This window comes from Nocardia sp. NBC_01329 (genome assembly GCF_035956715.1).
Lineage (GTDB): Bacteria > Actinomycetota > Actinomycetes > Mycobacteriales > Mycobacteriaceae > Nocardia.
The window spans coordinates 6,066,914-6,084,196 of sequence record NZ_CP108381.1; the positions used below are offsets into that span (position 1 = coordinate 6,066,914).

The 17,283-nt window shown below is 67.0% G+C and carries 17 protein-coding genes; 11 read left to right on the top strand and 6 right to left on the bottom strand.

Features of this window, described 5'->3' with window-relative positions:
• The first annotated feature begins 3 nt into the window (after nt 1-3).
• From OG405_RS27580 to OG405_RS27600, 5 genes are read left to right on the top strand one after another with little or no spacing between them, the layout of a single operon-like run.
• Nucleotides 4-702: a phosphonatase-like hydrolase gene (locus OG405_RS27580; protein WP_327149318.1), complete on the top strand. Its 699-nt coding sequence runs from the start codon at nt 4-6 to the stop codon at nt 700-702.
• 31 nt (nt 703-733) lie between these two features.
• The gene (locus tag OG405_RS27585) at nt 734-1,696 is read left to right on the top strand and encodes a phosphate/phosphite/phosphonate ABC transporter substrate-binding protein (RefSeq protein WP_327149319.1); all 963 of its coding nucleotides are present in this window, start codon (nt 734-736) and stop codon (nt 1,694-1,696) included.
• Between the two features lie 7 nt (nt 1,697-1,703).
• Nucleotides 1,704-2,522 carry a phosphonate ABC transporter ATP-binding protein gene (phnC, locus tag OG405_RS27590; RefSeq protein WP_327149320.1) on the top strand — a complete coding sequence of 273 codons (819 nt, stop codon included), beginning with the start codon at nt 1,704-1,706 and terminating at the stop codon, nt 2,520-2,522.
• Nucleotides 2,519-4,105 carry a phosphonate ABC transporter, permease protein PhnE gene (gene phnE / locus OG405_RS27595; protein ID WP_327149321.1) on the top strand — a complete coding sequence of 529 codons (1,587 nt, stop codon included), beginning with the start codon at nt 2,519-2,521 and terminating at the stop codon, nt 4,103-4,105. Before phnC ends, phnE begins: the two co-directional genes overlap by 4 nt.
• Nucleotides 4,081-5,094 carry a zinc-binding dehydrogenase gene (locus tag OG405_RS27600; protein ID WP_327149322.1) on the top strand — a complete coding sequence of 338 codons (1,014 nt, stop codon included), beginning with the start codon at nt 4,081-4,083 and terminating at the stop codon, nt 5,092-5,094. Before phnE ends, OG405_RS27600 begins: the two co-directional genes overlap by 25 nt.
• Before the next feature lie 94 nt (nt 5,095-5,188).
• Here OG405_RS27600 and OG405_RS27605 read toward each other — a convergent pair whose 3' ends face one another.
• Both OG405_RS27605 and OG405_RS27610 read right to left on the bottom strand, forming a co-directional pair.
• Entirely contained in the window at nt 5,189-5,563 is a 375-nt protein-coding gene (locus tag OG405_RS27605) for a hypothetical protein (RefSeq protein ID WP_327149323.1), read from the bottom strand.
• Nucleotides 5,564-5,575: 12 nt separating this feature from the next.
• A complete protein-coding gene (locus tag OG405_RS27610; protein WP_327149324.1) occupies nt 5,576-5,785 on the bottom strand; it encodes a hypothetical protein in 210 nt (69 codons plus the stop codon).
• A gap of 158 nt (nt 5,786-5,943) precedes the next feature.
• Between OG405_RS27610 and OG405_RS27615 the strand changes: the two genes are divergently transcribed.
• On the top strand, nt 5,944-6,459 hold the full coding sequence (locus OG405_RS27615) for a hypothetical protein (protein ID WP_327149325.1): 516 nt from the start codon (nt 5,944-5,946) through the stop codon (nt 6,457-6,459).
• Nucleotides 6,460-6,471: 12 nt separating this feature from the next.
• Nucleotides 6,472-6,825, top strand: a complete 354-nt coding sequence (locus OG405_RS27620; RefSeq protein WP_327149326.1) for a hypothetical protein — start codon at nt 6,472-6,474, stop codon at nt 6,823-6,825.
• 372 nt (nt 6,826-7,197) lie between these two features.
• Here the strand turns inward: OG405_RS27620 and OG405_RS27625 are convergent, their stop codons facing one another.
• Nucleotides 7,198-7,551 carry a winged helix-turn-helix transcriptional regulator gene (locus tag OG405_RS27625; RefSeq protein WP_327149327.1) on the bottom strand — a complete coding sequence of 118 codons (354 nt, stop codon included), beginning with the start codon at nt 7,549-7,551 and terminating at the stop codon, nt 7,198-7,200.
• Nucleotides 7,552-7,612: 61 nt separating this feature from the next.
• Here OG405_RS27625 and OG405_RS27630 point away from each other — a divergent pair, with 61 nt between their 5' ends.
• From OG405_RS27630 to OG405_RS27645, 4 genes are all read left to right on the top strand, one after another.
• On the top strand, nt 7,613-8,374 hold the full coding sequence (locus OG405_RS27630; RefSeq protein WP_327149328.1) for an SDR family oxidoreductase: 762 nt from the start codon (nt 7,613-7,615) through the stop codon (nt 8,372-8,374).
• A gap of 172 nt (nt 8,375-8,546) precedes the next feature.
• Complete coding sequence (locus OG405_RS27635) at nt 8,547-9,659, top strand: class II histone deacetylase (protein ID WP_327149329.1); 1,113 nt, start codon at nt 8,547-8,549, stop codon at nt 9,657-9,659.
• Nucleotides 9,660-9,830: 171 nt separating this feature from the next.
• On the top strand, nt 9,831-10,214 hold the full coding sequence (locus OG405_RS27640; RefSeq protein WP_327149330.1) for a nuclear transport factor 2 family protein: 384 nt from the start codon (nt 9,831-9,833) through the stop codon (nt 10,212-10,214).
• Between the two features lie 725 nt (nt 10,215-10,939).
• On the top strand, nt 10,940-11,965 hold the full coding sequence (locus OG405_RS27645; protein WP_327149331.1) for an alpha/beta hydrolase: 1,026 nt from the start codon (nt 10,940-10,942) through the stop codon (nt 11,963-11,965).
• A gap of 49 nt (nt 11,966-12,014) precedes the next feature.
• Here OG405_RS27645 and OG405_RS27650 read toward each other — a convergent pair whose 3' ends face one another.
• From OG405_RS27650 to OG405_RS27660, 3 genes are all read right to left on the bottom strand, one after another.
• Nucleotides 12,015-13,532: a wax ester/triacylglycerol synthase family O-acyltransferase gene (locus OG405_RS27650; RefSeq protein WP_327149332.1), complete on the bottom strand. Its 1,518-nt coding sequence runs from the start codon at nt 13,530-13,532 to the stop codon at nt 12,015-12,017.
• 239 nt (nt 13,533-13,771) lie between these two features.
• A complete protein-coding gene (locus OG405_RS27655) occupies nt 13,772-15,883 on the bottom strand; it encodes a glycosyltransferase family 39 protein (RefSeq protein WP_327149333.1) in 2,112 nt (703 codons plus the stop codon).
• Nucleotides 15,880-17,133 carry a bifunctional glycosyltransferase family 2/GtrA family protein gene (locus tag OG405_RS27660; protein WP_327149334.1) on the bottom strand — a complete coding sequence of 418 codons (1,254 nt, stop codon included), beginning with the start codon at nt 17,131-17,133 and terminating at the stop codon, nt 15,880-15,882. Before OG405_RS27660 ends, OG405_RS27655 begins: the two co-directional genes overlap by 4 nt.
• Nucleotides 17,134-17,283 lie beyond the last annotated feature (150 nt).

Below are 17,283 nucleotides of genomic sequence, written 5' to 3' on the forward strand. Positions count from 1 at the left end.
GGCATGCTCGATCCCGTGCAAGACAACAGCGATATCACCCTGGTTGTAATGGATATGGCCGGCACCACGGTGGCCGACGACGGCGCGGTCATCCGCGCCTTCGACACCGCCGCCACCGCGGTCGGCCTGCCCGGAACCGGCCCCGAACGCGATGCGGCCCGGAAGTACGTCCTCGACACCATGGGGCAGTCCAAGATCGCGGTGTTCGGCACACTTTTCGGCTCCGGCGAACGCGCCGCCCAGGCCAACGCCGCCTTCGAGACCGCCTACGAACGCTATGTCGACGAAGGCGGGATCGCGCCGATCCCGGGCGCCGAGAAAGCCATCACACAACTGCGCGAGGCCGGTATCAAAGTCGCCCTGACCACCGGTTTCAGCCCGGCCACCCAGCGGCGCATCCTCGCCGCCCTGGACTGGACCGATATCGCCGATCTGGTCCTGGCCCCCGCCGACGCCGGTCGCGGCCGTCCCTACCCCGACCTCGTGCTGACCGCACTGCTGCGCGCCGGGGCCGACGACGTCCGCCATATCGCGGTCATCGGCGACACCTCCAGCGATATCACCTCCGGTCTCCGGGCCGGTGCCGCGATCGTGGCCGGAACCCGCACCGGCGCACACGATGCCGCCACCCTGCGCGCGGCCGGAGCGACCCACGTACTCGACTCCGTCGCCGATCTGCCCGCCCTGCTCTTATCCGCCTGATCCCGTTTCACACTCTCTCCGAGGACGTCCCATGTTCTTCCGTCGTCGTCACGCCGCGGTCGCCGCCCTGGCCGGTCTGGCTCTCACCCTCTCCGCCTGTTCCGGCTCCGGTGATTCCGGTGCCCGCACCGAACAAGGCTTTCCCGAAAAGCTGACTCTCGCCGCGATCCCGGCGGAGAACTCGACCGATCTGTCAGCCAGCTACGACCCGCTGATCGCGCTGCTGGAGAAAGAAACCGGGTCCGAGGTCGAGTTCGTCCAGGCCTCCGACTACGCGGGTGTGGTCGAGGGCATGATCGCCGGCAATGTCGATCTGGCGTTCTTCGGGCCGTTCGCCTACGTGGTCGCCGGGGTGAACGGCGCCGACATCACTCCGCTGGGCGCCGGAGTGCAGGAGAAGGGGGGCCGGCCCGGCTACAAGTCCTACGGGCTCGCTGCCGCCGATAACCCGGCCGTATCCTCGCTCGCCGACTTCAAGGGGAAGAAGGTGTGCTTCGTCGACCCGAGCTCGACCTCCGGATTCCTGTATCCCACCGCCGGTCTGATCGAATCGGAAGTGATCGCCTCGGGTGCGGAAGCCGACCTGTCGGCCGGGGTCCAGCCCATCTACGCCGGCGGGCACGATGCCTCGGCGCTGGCCGTCGCCGCCGGTGACTGCGACGCCGGATTCGCCTTCGACACGATGGTCGACAAAACCCTGGTGGACAAGGGCGATCTGAAACCGGGTCAGCTGAAGACGGTCTGGAAATCGGAGACCATCGCCGGCTCGCTTTTCGCGGCGAACAACGATCTGGGTACCGATGTCGTGGCGAACCTGAAGACGATCTTCACCGAGAAGGCCAACGCGGAATACATGCTCGGTCAGGGCTTCTGCACCGATGAGTGCCGGATCACCGACGAACGCATCTGGGGCGTAGCGCCGGCTACCGACGCCGACTACAACGGTGTACGCCACGTCTGTGAAGTCACCGGTTCCGAGAAGTGCAAGGGCTGATCCGGCGATGCCTCCCGCGCCCCACCGGCCGACTGTCGCCGGAGACGACACCGTCATCCGCGCACAGTCGGTCACCAAGAAATTCGGTGACACCGTGGCGCTCGACGATGTCTCGTTCGAGGTGCACCGCAGCGAAATGGTCGTGTTGCTCGGTCTTTCCGGCTCCGGCAAATCGACCCTGCTGCGCTGCCTCAACGGACTGCATCCGGTCACCTCGGGTCGAATCGAGGTCGACGGCACTCGCGTCGACCTCGCTTCCGGAGCGCGGCTGCGAGCCCTGCGCCGCGACGTCGGATTCGTCTTCCAGCAGTTCAACCTGGTCGGCCGGCTCAGCTGCCTGGAAAACGTGCTGATCGGTGGTCTGGGCCGGATACGGGTGCCGCGCTACGGTGCGCTCACCTATCCCAAACCGATGCGGGCCGAGGCGTTGGTCCATCTGGACCGGGTCGGGCTGGCCGACCTCGCCGAACGCCGCGCCGACACGCTCTCGGGTGGGCAGCAGCAGCGAGTCGCGATCGCGCGGACGCTGATGCAGCGGCCTGCGGTGCTGCTCGCCGACGAACCGGTCGCTTCGCTGGATCCGGAGAACGCGGCGGTGGTGATGGACCTGCTGTTCCGGGTCTGTATCGAAGAGAAACTGACGGTGCTGTGCACCCTGCACCAGGTCGATCTGGCGATGGGGTGGGCGCATCGGCTGGTCGGGTTGCGCGGTGGCGCGAAGGTGCTCGACCGCCCGGCCGTCGGGCTCTCGCGCGACGAGGTCATGGAGATCTATCGGCGGGTCGAACCGGCGACCGCGGGTTCGAACGCCCCCGAGTCGCGATGAGCACGCTGCTGCGCACCGTGCACCCGGATGACTCGAAACCGGAATCGCTCCGCCGTGTGCTGCTCCGGACGTCGGCCGGGGCGGCCGTGCTGGCGACCCTGGCCGGGGCCTGGTACATCGATTTCGCGCCCGCCACTCTGTTCGACGGTCTCGACGAGATCGCCGCGCTACTGAACCGCATGCTGCCGCCACGGCTCGGCGACCCTGGCCGGGTTTCCGCCCTCGCCGTCGAGACACTGCTGATGGCGGTCCTCGGCACGGTCCTCGCCGCGGTCGTCTCGGTACCGCTGGCCTTCCTGGCCGCCCGCAACACCACACCGCACCCGGCCATCCACGGTGCGGCCCGGGCGGTGATCACCTTCTGCCGGGCGATGCCGGACCTGCTGTTCGCCGCGCTTTTCGTGCGGGCACTCGGTATCGGTGTCTTGCCCGGTGTACTCGCCCTCGCCCTGCATTCGATCGGGATGCTGGGCAAACTCTTCGCCGACGCCATCGAGCAGACCGACCCCGGTCCACGCGAAGCGGTCCGCGCCACGGGGGTGGGCTATTTCCGGGAAATGCTCAACTCGGTGGTACCGCAGGTGATCCCCGCGTGGATCGGCGCCTTCGTCTACCGCATCGATATCAATCTGCGGATGTCGGTGGTACTCGGATTCGTCGGCGCCGGTGGCATCGGATTCGCCCTCCAAGACGCCCTGCGCGGGCTGATCTACCCACGTGCGCTCGGAATCGTGGCCGTGATCCTGGTGATCATCGCTGCCATGGAAGTGCTCACCATCGTCATCCGGCGCATTCTGCTCACCCCCTCACGCTCCGGCCCACGCCGGGACCGGGCGACCCGCTTCACCTTCGGCGCGCTGGCGGCCGGCACCTGCGCCGCCGCACTGCTGGTCCTGGACATCGACCCGTGGACGCTGTTCACCTGGCCGTGGCAGTCGTTCGAGGTGTTCGGCCGAATGCTCCCACCGGATTTCGGCGCGCTCGGCACCGACCTGTTCGACGCCGCACTGCAGACCGTCGCGATCGGCCTGGTGGCCACCGCGATCGGGGTGGTGCTGTCGGTACCGCTCGGCATTCTCGCGGCGGCGAACGCGACCCCGCACCCGGTCGTCTACTGGGTCGCGCGGGCCTGGATCCTGGCGGTGCGCGCGGTACCCGAACTGATCATCGCGGTGGTTTTCGTCGCCGCCCTCGGGCTCGGGCCGATCGCCGGAACCTGCGCGCTGGCGATCGGCTCCATCGGGTTCCTCGGCAAACTCGTCGCCGACGCGGTGGAGGAGATCGACCCCGGGCCGCTGGAGGCCGTGCGCGCGGTCGGCGGCGGCTGGTGGAAAACGCTGTTCGCCGCGGTAGTTCCGCAGGCGATGCCGTCGATGATCGGCGCGGGCCTCTACCTGCTCGATGTGAACATCCGCACCTCGACCGTGCTGGGCATCGTCGGTGCGGGCGGAATCGGCTATCTGCTCTTCGAATCCATCCGCACCCTGAACTTCGATATCGCGGGCGCGATCGTGATCGTCGTCTTCGTCATCGTCTACACCATCGAAAGGTTGTCCGGATGGATACGCTCACTCGTCGTGTGACCCGCGCGGCCGTCTGGTCGGAAACCGGCGTGGAACTGCGCGAAGTCGAGCTGCCCGAACCCGGGCCCGGGGAACTGCTGGTGCGGGTGGACCTGGCCACGGTCTGCGGTAGCGATCTGCACACCGTGGCCGGTCGCCGCCCGGCGCCGGCGCCTTCGATCCTCGGACACGAAGCGGTCGGCCGGGTGGTGGCGATGGGGCCGGATACCGACCACGAGATAGGGGAGCGCGTGGTCTGGTCGGTGACCGCGGCGTGCGGCCGCTGTGCCCGGTGCCGTCGCGGATTCACCGCCAAATGCGAACGCGTCCGCAAGGTCGGGCACGAGGCCTTCACCGGCGATTGGCCGCTCTCGGGCGGCTATGCCGAACATATTCTGCTGCCCGCGGGGATCGCGGCGGTCGTGGTACCGGACCGGGTTCCCGACGCCGTCGCCGCGCCCGCCGGTTGTGCGACGGCGACCGTGATGGCCGCTCTCGAGGCCGCCGGTGACCCGACCGGCCGGCGTGTACTGGTCTGCGGCGCCGGAATGCTGGGTATCACCGCTGTCGCCGCCTGCTCGGAGCGAGGCGCCGAGGTACTGATCACCGACCCTCACCCGGAACGGCTGGAACTCGCCCGCCGCTTCGGCGGCACCCCCGACAGCGGCGGCCCGGTGGATCTCGCCTTCGATTTCTCCGGCTCGGCGGCGGCTGTCACCGCGGCCCTGCACCGGCTGGATCTCGGTGGAACACTGGTGCTCGCAGGTTCGGTCGCTCCCGGCCCCACGGTGTCGCTCGACCCGGAGGCCGCTGTCCGCGGCTGGTTGACGGTCACCGGTGTGCACAATTACGAACCGCGCCATCTGTCCAGCGCGGTGGAGTTCCTCACCCGCACCCACGACTCACTGCCGTGGCGCGACCTGGTCGCGGATCCGGTCGGGCTCGACGCGATAGCCGCGGTCTTCGCTCCGCCGCCCCGCGCGATCCTGCGCGCGGCTGTCTCCCCCTGACCGGGGGCCGGGTGTGATGTCCGCGGGGTCGCCGCGTCGAGACCGGGAGTGGGGAACATCCACGAGAAGAGCCACGCTGAGCGGTTACCGGTCCTTACTGGCCGTTCGGCCGGCGGCCCAGCAGGTCGTAGACCAGCACCCCGGCGGGGTCGTACCAGCCGCCCGGCCCCTGGGTGTAGAGCAGGTTTCCCTCGGCGTCGTACCACGCGCCGTCGCGCAGGGTCGAGCCCTCGGCGTCGGTTCCGGCGTGGACATCGTCGGCGCGGGCCTGGATCTGTTCCCGGAGCTTCGGGTCGATATCGTCCACCGATCCTGGATCGGGAGCGGTGGCGCGGGCTTCGCGTTGGGCGGCGTCCAGTTGGTCGAATGATGCGCGGGCGCGCGCGAGGTGTTCGGGGGTGGGGGTGAGTCCGAGGGCTTCGGCTTCTTCGCGGCTGTAGTAGGTGCGGCCGCCGATCTGTTCGGGCATGACAGTGTCTCCTTACGGAAGGGGGGCGAGTTCGACGATGACCTTGCCGTTTTCGTCGATATATGCTTCCTGCCATCCGGCGGAGAACGACGCGGCGGCAGGGCCACCCCAGTAGGCGGCCATCCCGTCGATTTCGTGGTCCAGCTGCCGGAACCCGCCGCCCACGGTGCTGGCGATCTGCCGCAAGAACGCTCCCGCGTCCATCAGCGCCATTTCCGACACGGACACAGAGTCCGGTAGTGGTGTCGTCAAGATCCCTCAATTCTTTCCTGAGTCAATTATGGTTACCGATCCTCACAAATGCCCTGGACGCGGCGCGCGCCGGGACGGTTCCAGACATCGGACGAACACAGGCGAACAGCCGGCGCCCCAGGTGAGGGATGCGCGAGGAGGGGCACTGTGTTCACCGCGAATCGGCGCCAATGCCGAGCCGAGCTCCGAGATCGTGCGGGTGGCACGGTTTCCGGATCCCCGGTAGCTCAGTTCCTCCGCGCGGCATCAGCGTTCGGGCGGACATCAGAGGCATACCGCTGACTCCGGAAGAACAGCGCCACGCCGACGCGCTGAACCAGGCCCTTGCCAAGTTGCCCTCCTATGAGGGACCGCTGGTTCGTCATGCCGGCCTGGACCCCCAAGAGTTGGAGCGCTACGTGCCGGGAAAGCCGGTCACCGAACACGGATTCCCATACAGCACCCTCAAACCCGACGGCATCAACCCGCAATTCGTTTCTAGTCAGAACACCGAGTTCCAGATCGTGAGCAAGACCGGCAAGCCGGTCGGGCAGTACGCCACACGCCCCGACGAAGTGATGTTTCCATCCGGGACAGGATTCATGGTGCACGACAAGATCGTGCTCCCGAATGGGCGCGTCATCATTCAGATGACCGAGATCTAAGGAGTACCCGCTGTGTTCGAACGATTCACCGGCCGCAAGAAGCCACTGCTGACCGGCGAGGACTATTTCAACAGTGACGAATACGTCCGTAACCAGGCGATATTCGACCAGTTCAACGTCGAGATCCGCGAAGCGCGCGCCGCCACCGCGGCCAACCCTGGCCCGGACCTCAACCCTGAAACGATGGCTGAGCTGCAAGCCCGTGCCGACGAGATGCTCACCTCGGAGAAGCGGAATTGGACCTACGACGCGGATCACTGGTACGACGGCGAAGGCAACATCATCTACAGTCGAGGCGCCGACGGGTGGTATGACACCGCAGGAGTCCGGGTCTACGACCTGGTGTACAACCGGGTCACTCGGTAGAAACCATGGCTCCTTCGCACGCGAAGGAGCCATGTGATCAAGACCTTGATGGCGCTGGAGCACTCATCTTTCAGCGGGTTCCCGCGTCGTGAACAGATGGTGCCCCAGCACACCGCGGGAAAGGACCCTCGTCGCCGACCCGGGCCGGTTGCCGCCGAAGCCGGTGGGGTCGGGTAGTGGCCGGCCAGATCGACGCGGGCTCGGGTGCAGATCGCGCTGTACCTGGATGCACTGCTCCAGGTACTCCATAGCCTCGTCCTGGTCGCTTGCGCCACAAATACGCGAACACCTGGCGGAAGGCGACGCGAGTGGTCACGAATCAGCTCATGAACACTGCGCTTCGGCCTTGACGACCGAGCTCGCCGAGATGGTTCAGGGCCATCGGAAGTCGTCGGGCCGATCGGTCCAGATCTCCGACCAGTTCCACAGCGGTTGCAGGGCTTCCCCGAGACGGACTCCGGCGACGGTCAGTTCGTAGGAGCCTTTCGGGCCGTGCTTCTCCAGCAGCCCGGCTCCCTGGAGTTGCTGGAGCCGGTTCGACAACATGCTCGACGAACAGTTACCCATCCGCCGCCGCAGCTCCAAAAACCCCAGCGGCCCGGGTTCGAGTTCCCACAGCACCCGCAGCGTCCATCGCTGCCCCAGTAGATCGATCACCGCTAGGACCGATGCGTTGCCGGACTCGTCGGCTGCCTCGGCCCGGTCGCGATCATTTGCGCTTCTCATTTCGAAGCACCATAGTTGCTTCTCTATCAGAAGCGTTCGGGCCGAGTGAGGAGAACACCCGATGGACCTTGTGGACACGTCCCCGCGGCGAATCGTGCTGGTGACAGGCGCCTCCCGCGGCATCGGTGCCGCCACCGCCCAGCAGTTGGCCGGTCCCGACATCCATGTTCTGGTGAACTACCGCGAGAAGCTCAAACGAGCGCAGACGGTCGTGGACGCGATCACCGGCGCCGGCGGCAGCGCCTCGGCGGTCGGGGCGGACCTGTCCGACGACACCGCGGTTACCGAAATGGTCGACCACATCCGCGACCGATTCGGCCGTCTCGACGCGCTCGTGCTCAATGCCTCGGGCGGACTCGAACGCGGCGCCGACCCCGGCTACGCTCTGCGCCTGAACCGCGACGCCCAGGTCCGGCTCGCCACCCTTGCCCTACCTCTGATGCCGCCCGGCGGGCGGATCGTGTTCGTCACCAGTCACCAGGCCCACTTCCACGCCGGCGGTGGTCCTCTGCCCGACGGATACGAGCCGATCGCCGCGAGCAAACGCGCCGGTGAGGACGCTTTGCGCGCTCTCATCCCCGAATTCGGCGACCGCGGCGTCGGGTTCGTTGTCGTCTCCGGCGACATGATCGACGGGACAATCGTCATCCGACTCCTGGAACGCCGGGACCCCGACGCGGTCGCCGCCCGCCGAACTCACGGCCCACTGCCCACCGTCGACGATTTCGCCGCGGCCATCGTCGCCGCGCTCGATGCCGCCGCCGCTGACGGACACACCTTCCTTGTCGGTGGGCACGACTACCTCACCACGACGACACACTGAGCCAAAGCGTGTCGCGGGAGATCTGACCGAGGGCTCCCATCCGGCCGGTGAGGAGTTCCGGTTGCGGGAACGGGCTGGTTGTGGCTCGATGAGCTGGCGTTGTCGATCGATTGCGCGAGGTTTGCCGTCCGGCGTCCGTCGGCGCGGGCCGCGGACACCAAGGAGTTCGACCATGACAATCGGGTATGTCTGGAACACGATCTACGGATGGGCCGACACCGGTTCGGGAAGTCTGTTCCCCGCCGATGCGACCACCGGACTCCAGCCGATAGGTCACCATGTGGCCCACCCCGACACAAAACGCCGGTTCCACGAGTTGGTGGCCGTTTCGGGACTGCTGGACCGGCTGCGACCGGTCCGCGCGGTTCCGGCCACCGAGGCGGATATCCTCCGGGTGCACACCGCCGAGCACCTGGCCCGGATCGAGGAGGAGAGCCTTCAGCCGAAGGGCGGCGACGCCGGTGATGGTTGTTCGCCGTTCGGGCGCGGCGGCTACGAGATCGCGGTGCTGTCGGCGGGTGGCGCGATCCAGCTCGTCGATCAGGTTGTCTCCCGGACCGTCGACACCGGGTACGCGCTGGTCAATCCGCCGGGGCATCATGCCTACCGCGCGAGCGGTATGGGGTTCTGTATTTTCAACAACGTTTCGGTAGCCGCCGCGTATGCCAGGGAAGTCCTCGGGGTCGAGCGGGTGGCCGTGGTGGACTGGGATGTCCACCACGGCAACGGTACGCAGGAGATCTGGTACAGCGATCCGTCGGTGCTCACGATCTCCCTGCACCAGCATCTGTGTTTTCCGCCGAACTCCGGATACCGCGAGGAGCGGGGTACGGTTGCGGGGGAGGGCTTTTCGATAAACATTCCGCTTCCGCCCGGCAGCGGTAACGCCGCCTATGCGCATGCCATGGACCAGGTCGTGCTTCCGGCGCTGCGGGAGTTCCGGCCGGAACTGATCCTGGTGGCGTCCGGATTCGATGCGGGCATCATGGATCCGCTGGCCCGTCAGATGGTCACCAGTGCCGGGTTCGCGCAGCTCACCCGGCGAGTACTGGATGTGGCGGCCGAACTCTGCGAGGGACGTATCGCGTTCGTCCAGGAAGGCGGGTACAGCCCGCATTATGTTCCGTTCTGCGGGCTGGCGGTGCTGCGCGAGATGCTCGGTGACCCTTACGAAGCCGATCCGTACGCGCCGATCGTGTCGTCGCAGGGCGGGGACGTGCTGCTGGATCACGAGGCGGCGGCCATCCGGGCGGCGATTCCCGGAGTTGCGCCGGCATCGTCCTGAGCGCTGATCGGGTCCACTCACGAGGCCGGTCCGCCGGTGGCTTCGGTGCCGGATCGGCGGAAGCAGCGCTGTGACGAGATACCGGGCGCGGGGCGCGGGGTTCCACTGCTGTGTGCTCGCAGTAATTCGAAACCCGTTCCCTTGCTGGGGATCTCACCGAGGAGTTGGCTAATGGCGTCCGTCCGGCAGGCCGTGGAGGACTACTACGAATACGTCGACTCCGGCCGTTTGGCCGACGCCGTGCAGTTGATGACCGAGGACGTGTCGCTGACCTTCGCCAATGCCGAACGGGTGACCGGCCGGGAAGCGGCGAGCGCCTCCATCCGGTTCGTGCTCGACCAGTGCACCAAGATCCAGCACAGTGTCTTCCATTGGATCGAACCGCAGACGGCAGCGGACGGGACGACGGAGGTCCTCTTCGAGATCCGTATCCACTACTGGTTGAAGAGCGGTAGGGAACTCGATATCCCCGGAGCGGTGTACGCGAGCTTCGATTCAGACAACCAGTGCACCGAGCAACGGCTCTACGGCGATCTCACCGAGGTGTTCGCCTGATTCCGCTGCACATGGTGCGCTGATACGTCTGCACATGGTGCGCTGATACATCGATGGCTCGGACCCGACCGGTCCGAGCCATCGATGTATCAGCGCCGATTCATTTCCGGCCGGTGAAGTCGAGAACAGGCCGGTTCCTCGCTGTGGGAGCTCGGCCGCGCGCCCAGCTCGGTTGCCACAAGATTGCCAGTTTCTGTAACTCGAATTAAGAGGAAGTTCTTGCGGGAAAACTGGTCGCTTGATATGTTGCCTGGGTCACCGTCGGACACCACGGTCGGTGACCGTCCTCCCGGCCCTGAGCCGAATCTATGAGGACGACTCAACCCACTCTAGGAGTTTCACTATGGGTTCGATGAGCGATCTGCTCCTCGCGCTGATTCCGGCACTCGGTTCGGCCGCCGCCGGCGACGGTCTGCTGGACGTATTCCTCGGTTCCCTGCAGGGAATCATCGCCTGATCCGGCCACCGGCAAACCCACATTCTTCGAAATTCCACTCGGAATTCGATAATTCGGCATTTACAAGGAGCACGACATGGGATCCCTCATGGAAATTCTCGGCATGGGCACCGCCAGCGCCGGAGGCGTCGGTACCAGTATCGTCAACGCGCTGATCACCCTCAGCGGGGGCACGCCTGCCGCCGGTAAATAGATCGACGGTCAGATGTGGGGTCCACCCTGTTACGACAGGGTGGACCCCACGCTCGAGAGCCAGGCGTAGGAATCCATGATCTCCCCCTCACGAAGCGCGGCCGTCGCGGTACAGCTGGTCGCGTCACTGTTCGTTCTCGTCCTCGGCGCGGTACCGCCGGCCACGGCCGAGCCGGGAGCGCGTCTCGTCTCGCTCGAGCCCGGTACCGGGCGATCGGTCGAGGTCACGGTGTATTCCCCGGCCATGCGACGTGATATCGCCCTCCAGGTCCTGCGGCCGGCCGATACCGAAACGCCCGCGCCCACGCTGTATCTGCTCAACGGTGCCGGTGGTGGTGAGGACGCCGCCACCTGGTCCGCGCAGACCGATGTCTCGGAATTCTTCGCCGATGAGCACGTCAATGTGGTGATCCCCCGGGAGGGGGCCTTCAGCTACTACACCGACTGGCAGCGCGAAGACACCGGCCTGGCCGCGAAACTGGACAACAACGGCCGGAATATGTGGGCGACCTTCCTCACCGAAGAACTTCCGCCCGTCGTCGATTCCGCTTTCGGCACCTCCGGCCGCAACGCGATCGCGGGTATCTCGATGGCCGCGACCTCGGTTCTCGACCTCACCATCCGCGCGCCCCAGCTCTACCGCGCCGCGGCCGCCTACAGCGGCTGCGCCATGACCAGTGATCCCCTGGGACAGGCATTCGTGACACTGGTGGTGAGTGCGGGCGGCGGAGACGCCGAGAACATGTGGGGCCCGAGCGATGGGCCGGGCTGGCGCGAACACGATCCCTATCTGCAGGCCGACCGGCTGCCCGACATCCCGATGTACATCTCCAGCGGCACCGGACTGGCCGGTCGATACGACTCGGCCGGCGACCCGCGCCTCGACGGTGACCAGCGAATGCTGTGGAACCAGCTGCTGGTCGGTGGGGGGATCGAGGCCGCGGCGGACTACTGCACCCGGGCGCTCCAGCGCCGCACCCAGGAACTCGGCCGGACCGATATCGTCTACGACCTCCGGCCTGCCGGCACTCACTCCTGGGGGTATTGGCAAGACGACCTGCACCGATCGTGGCCACTGCTGGCCGGTGCGCTGCTCCCCTGAACCGTGGCCCCGGCGGCATCGAGGCCCGGCCGGTATCGGCCCCGGCACATCATCCGATCGCGGTCACGAGCTCGCGGAACGATTCCCGGAGCAACTCCCGGTAGCGATCGGGGTCCGGCATCATTGCCGCATCCACGCTGAAGGTGAGAACGATCTCCGGCCCCTGTGAGGTGATCAGATGCCGCAATCCGTCGCCGTCCAGTATCGGCAGCACACCGAACACCCGCAGCAGCGGTGCGCCCAGGAAGGTCAGGTCGGCTCCCAGTGGTGCGACATTGCTGATCGTGGTGTTGCTCAGCGGAATCGAGGTCGCATCGGCGAACGAACGATGTGCGCGCGCCCGGCCCGCCAGCCGCAATAACCAGGCAGGCGCGGTATCGACCCGCGCGGCGTGCCGGAGCACCGCCGGATCGCTGTGGCGACGGCGCTCCCGACGCACCGACTCCCGGATCGCCGCCAATCTCGCGCGCGGATCGGGCTGGTCGGTGTGCAGGTCGACCGTCATCTGGCTCAGCTGATTCGCCGAATCCCACTGTGCGATCCCGCGCATCGACATCGGCACCATCGCAGCGAGCGCGCTCGGCGGTGTCTCGCCCTGTTCGCCGAGGTAGGCGGCGAGCGCACCGGAGACCACGGTCAGCATCACATCGTTGACCGTGACGCGTTCGCCGCACCGCGCACGCAGTGCCGTCACCTCCGGCAGCGGCAGGAAGATCTGCTCGACCGAGGGGGTGGCACCGATCGTTCGGTTGAAGCGGGTCGCGGGACGCGTCGGCGGCGGTTCGTGCAGTATTCCGGCCTCGATCCGGGCACGGGCCGCGGCGTCCGCGGCGCGGGTACGCGACAGTCCGAACGCGAAACGACCTGACCGGTAAGGAAACAGCATCGCGGCCCGCACGGCCGCCACGGCCGCCGACCAGCGGCCCGCCGTCGGCGCGGCCGATGCCTCCTGCCCGCCGAAGAGTTCCAGTTCGAGTTCCCGGGTCGCGACGCCGTCGCCGGCGCTGTGGTGGAATTTCAGCGCGATCACCGTCGCGTCGCCCGGTATCCCGGGAACGGCGCGAACCCCGTCGAATACCTGGATCTGCCAGGGCGGACGGGTAAGATCCATAGGTGCCGTTGCCATTTCCGCGAGCCGAGAGCGCACGAAGTCCCAGTGGGATCCCGATGGTTCGACCACCACGTGCTCGGCGATGTCGAATGCCGGGTCGGGGACCCAGTACGGCAGGTCCAGATCCATCGGAACCCGGCGCAATCGCCGCTGGAACAGCGGCGCGAACCCCAATCGCGCACGCGCCCAGCGCAGTACCGCGACGGTATCCACCGGCTCGGACCCGGTGGCATCGAAAATATAGACAGCAACGATATTGGAGGGGTGCCGCTCGGTTTCGTCGTAGACGAAGACCGCATCGCGCGCGGTCAACTGTTCTTTTGTGACAACGCTTTTCGCCCTCTTCGGGGCGAGAACGCCACTGTTCCCGTAAATCATCATGTTTCCTGACGGGCCGATTTCCAACGCGGAGAATTGCCTGTTCGAGTTAGGCGTTTCGGTCGATCCTATCGTCACGATCGGCGGAGTCGAGAGGGAATTCCCGATGAGGAAAGATGAAATTTCAGATAGTCGTGCTCGGCTGCGGTCCGGTCGATACCCCGAGGTCCGGCCCGCGCCCCGGCAGCCCAGAAAAATAGCTGAACCGAATCGAGCTGTCGTAGTCGCCACATATTTGCTCGAAGTGGTCGGTCGGTACAGTCGGCGGCCGATGGCCCGGACCGGGAAAGTCCGAGCCATCGGCGTTCAGAGCCGGATCACTTCGGCGCGGTGAGGTCGTAGAGCGTTACCCCGTCCACCTCTTTCGCGGTGAAGTTGCCCGTGACCCACTGGGATATCGCGGAGGTCGTACCCGGCCGGCCGCCCGGCCCGAAACCGCCACCACCGATGAAGTAATGGACCTGTCCCGACGCGACATACTGCTGGAACTGCTCCAGAGTCGGCGAGGGGTCGCTGCCGTTGAACCCGCCGATCGGCATGATCGGAAGCTCGGTCGCCAGCTGATACCCGGCGGCCCCATTGGCGGAAATGGCGGCCGCGGCCCAGGTGTAGGCGTCGGCGTCGTCCTTCAGCAGAGCCACCAGGGCATCGCCGGGGCTGCTCGCGTTCAGAAGTCCGCCTCCGGGTCCGCCGCGACGGTTTCCGTCCCGGCCGCCGTCGGCCCCACCGGCACCCTGGGGTGCCCCATCGTCCATCATCGCGGGCATACCTCCGGGGCCACTTCCCGGCATCGCGTCGCTCGTGCCCGGCATACCGCCGGGACCACCGTTCGCGCGCTGCGCTCCGCCAGGTCCCCCGTCCACGCCCGGCCCGCCGATCATCCCGCCCATGACGCCGTCCGGCATATCGCCGCGCATACCGGGCGGGCGCAGACCGCCGAACATCCCGGTGTCCGGTCCGGCGGTCGGGATCGACCCGGCATGCCCGGTGTTCAGCGTGTCGACCGTATAGGCGACCGGCCCCGCCAGACCCACCGCTCCGGCGAGCAGTGCGGCGGCCGCGGCGGCGCGCCCCGGCAGCGGAACCAGCAGCGCGAGGGTGGCGACGATACCGCCGGCCAGGATCGCCCAGCGCAACCACGGCACGAAATCCGCGCTGCGCGAGAGGAGCATCCACGCGGTCGCGGTAGTGAGCCCGACCGTGAGCGCGGCCATCACCCGCACCCACCAGCGGGACCGGTCACGCCAGAGAAGTACCGCACCGATACCCACCAGCGCGGCGATCGCGGGAGCCAGCGCCACCGTGTAGTACTGGTGGAAGATCCCGGCCATGAAACTGAACACCAGGCCGGTGCCCACCAGCCAGCCGCCCCACAGCAGCAGTTGGGCCCGAGCTCTGTCGGTACGTGGCGCGCGGCCGCGCACCAGCAGTCCCGCGACCAGTGCGACGAGCGCTGCGGGGATCAGCCAGGCGATCTGCCCACCCTGCATCGGATCGAACATTCGGGTGATGCCGGTCTGTCCCCACATCCCGTTGCCGCCGGGCGGCAGCTCACCCCCGGGTCCGACACTGCCGGTCTCGTTACCGTTCAATCGGCCGAACCCGTTGTACCCGAGCGTCAGTTCGATGATCGAATTGTTCTGCGAACCACCGATATAAGGCCGCGAACCCACGGGCCACAGTTCCACGGCCAGAATCCACCATCCGGCGGCCACCACCACCGCAGCACCGGCGGCGAACAACTGAGCGATCCGCTTCCCGAGTCTCGGCGGTCCGGCGACCAGGTACACCGATGCGAGCACAGGTACCACCAGCATGACCTGCAGCTGTTTGGCCAGGAAGCCGAATCCGATGAGAGTTCCGGTGAGCACCAGCCAGCGCCAGCGCCCATCGTCGAGCGCGCGCATCATCGCCCACACCGCGGCGACCATCAGCAACACCAACAGAGCGTCCGGGTTGTTGAACCGGAACATCAACGCGAACACCGGGGTCACCGCCAGCGCGAGCCCGGCGATCAGACCGGCCGGCGAGCCGAACGAGCGCCGCACGGTCACCCAGACCAGCGCCACCGTCGCCACCCCCAGCAGCACCTGGGGAACCAGAATGCTCCAGCTGCTCAAACCGAACAGTCGCACCGACAGCTCCATGAGCCACAGCGACGCGGGCGCCTTGTCCACGGTGATGGAATTCCCGGCGTCGGAAGAACCGAAGAAGAACGCCTTCCACGACACCGAACCCGCTTGGACAGCAGCGGAGTAGAAGGAATTGGCCCAGCCGTTCGCGCCGAGGTTGTACAGGTAGCAGAGGCCGGTGGCGAGCAGCAGCACCGCCAGCGCGGGGTACTCCCAGCGATTCGCGCGGACCGGTTCGGGACCGGTCACGGCGGCCGGCGGCGCTGCGGCACCGGGCGGAGTCGCGGTGAAGGTCATCGGATGGCCTCCCCGGCGACCCGCGCGGGGCGTCCGCTGTCACGGAACACCCAACGCAGTCCGACGAACCGCGTGAGGGTGGCGATCGAATTCGCGACGACGAGCACGAACAACTCCAGATGCACCGGGGCGCCGGGCGCCCAATGGTGCAGCGCGAAAAGTGAACCGCTGGTCACCAGTAGACCGAACCCGAAAATCAGCAGACCCTGGAACTGATGTGACACCATCGCGCGCTGCCCGCGCACCCCGAAAGTGAATGCGCGATTGGCGGCGGTATTGCCGACCGCAGTGATCAACAGCGCCGCGAAATTCGCGACCTGCGCGCCGCCCATCGGTTGCAGCAGCAGATAGAGCAGTACATAGGCGAGCGTCGACCCCACTCCGACCAGCGCGAACCGCACCAACTGGCCGATCATGCCGCGCGGCACCCCGGGCACCAGCGGCTCCCGGCCCACCGCCGTACGCAATTCGGCCAGCGGCAGCGACCCGGTAGCCAGTGCCCGGCCCATCCGCCAGACGCCGCGCAGATCCTTATATGCGGTATCGACGATATCGACGCGACTGTCGGGATCGTCGACCCAATCCACCGGCACCTCGTGAATCCGCAGACCCGCCCGTTCGGAGATCACCAGCAACTCGGTGTCGAAGAACCATTCCCCGTCCTCGACCAGCGGCAGCAATTCGCGCGCCACCGCGGTACGCATCGCCTTGAAACCGCACTGCGCGTCGGAGAAACGCGCTCGCAACGAAGCCCTCAGCAGCAGGTTGTAGCAGCGGGAGATGAATTCGCGCTTCGGCCCGCGCACAACCCGGGACCCGGCACCCAACCGGGTGCCGATCGCCAGATCCGAATGACCCGACACCAGCGGCGCGACCAGCGGAAGCAACGCGTTCAGACCGGTGGACAGGTCGACATCCATATAGGCGACCACCTGCGCGTCGGACTCCTGCCACACCGTCCGCAGCGCCCGACCGCGACCCTTGGCATCCAGGTATACGACCCGCACGCCCTCCAATTCACCGGCGAGCAACTCGGCCACCGCCCGCGTGGAATCGGTACTGGCATTATCGGCGACGATGATCCGCGCCGGAAAAGGAAACCCGCTGTCCAGATAGTCGCGAAGCCGGCGCACACAGACGCCGAGATCGGTTTCTTCGTTGTACACGGGGACGACCACATCCAGCACCGGCGGCCCGGCAGTATCGTCCCGGAGATCCGCCGCTGCGGCGAGGGTCACGGTCTCGGTCATGTGGACCAGAGTCGGCCCGGGGGCTGGGGCCACGCTCCAGCGAACCTGGGAGGTAGCTGTGTCTATTTGCGGCGCCTGCGGCGCCGCGGGTCGGGGCCCTCGTGACCCCGGTTCTTCACTCCGGCGCTCAGTCGCTGCGCTCCATCGCTC

What these genes read in the sequence shown, in the direction of transcription:
- OG405_RS27580 (WP_327149318.1), top strand. Translation starts at nt 4, where the DNA reads ATGCTCGATCCCGTGCAAGACAACAGCGATATCACCCTGGTTGTAATG.
- OG405_RS27585 (WP_327149319.1), top strand. Translation starts at nt 734, where the DNA reads ATGTTCTTCCGTCGTCGTCACGCCGCGGTCGCCGCCCTGGCCGGTCTG.
- phnC (WP_327149320.1), top strand. Translation starts at nt 1,704, where the DNA reads ATGCCTCCCGCGCCCCACCGGCCGACTGTCGCCGGAGACGACACCGTC.
- phnE (WP_327149321.1), top strand. Translation starts at nt 2,519, where the DNA reads ATGAGCACGCTGCTGCGCACCGTGCACCCGGATGACTCGAAACCGGAA.
- OG405_RS27600 (WP_327149322.1), top strand. Translation starts at nt 4,081, where the DNA reads ATGGATACGCTCACTCGTCGTGTGACCCGCGCGGCCGTCTGGTCGGAA.
- OG405_RS27605 (WP_327149323.1), bottom strand. Translation starts at nt 5,563, where the DNA reads ATGCCCGAACAGATCGGCGGCCGCACCTACTACAGCCGCGAAGAAGCC.
- OG405_RS27615 (WP_327149325.1), top strand. Translation starts at nt 5,944, where the DNA reads ATGCGCGAGGAGGGGCACTGTGTTCACCGCGAATCGGCGCCAATGCCG.
- OG405_RS27625 (WP_327149327.1), bottom strand. Translation starts at nt 7,551, where the DNA reads ATGAGAAGCGCAAATGATCGCGACCGGGCCGAGGCAGCCGACGAGTCC.
- OG405_RS27630 (WP_327149328.1), top strand. Translation starts at nt 7,613, where the DNA reads ATGGACCTTGTGGACACGTCCCCGCGGCGAATCGTGCTGGTGACAGGC.
- OG405_RS27635 (WP_327149329.1), top strand. Translation starts at nt 8,547, where the DNA reads ATGACAATCGGGTATGTCTGGAACACGATCTACGGATGGGCCGACACC.
- OG405_RS27640 (WP_327149330.1), top strand. Translation starts at nt 9,831, where the DNA reads ATGGCGTCCGTCCGGCAGGCCGTGGAGGACTACTACGAATACGTCGAC.
- OG405_RS27645 (WP_327149331.1), top strand. Translation starts at nt 10,940, where the DNA reads ATGATCTCCCCCTCACGAAGCGCGGCCGTCGCGGTACAGCTGGTCGCG.
- OG405_RS27655 (WP_327149333.1), bottom strand. Translation starts at nt 15,883, where the DNA reads ATGACCTTCACCGCGACTCCGCCCGGTGCCGCAGCGCCGCCGGCCGCC.
- OG405_RS27660 (WP_327149334.1), bottom strand. Translation starts at nt 17,133, where the DNA reads ATGACCGAGACCGTGACCCTCGCCGCAGCGGCGGATCTCCGGGACGAT.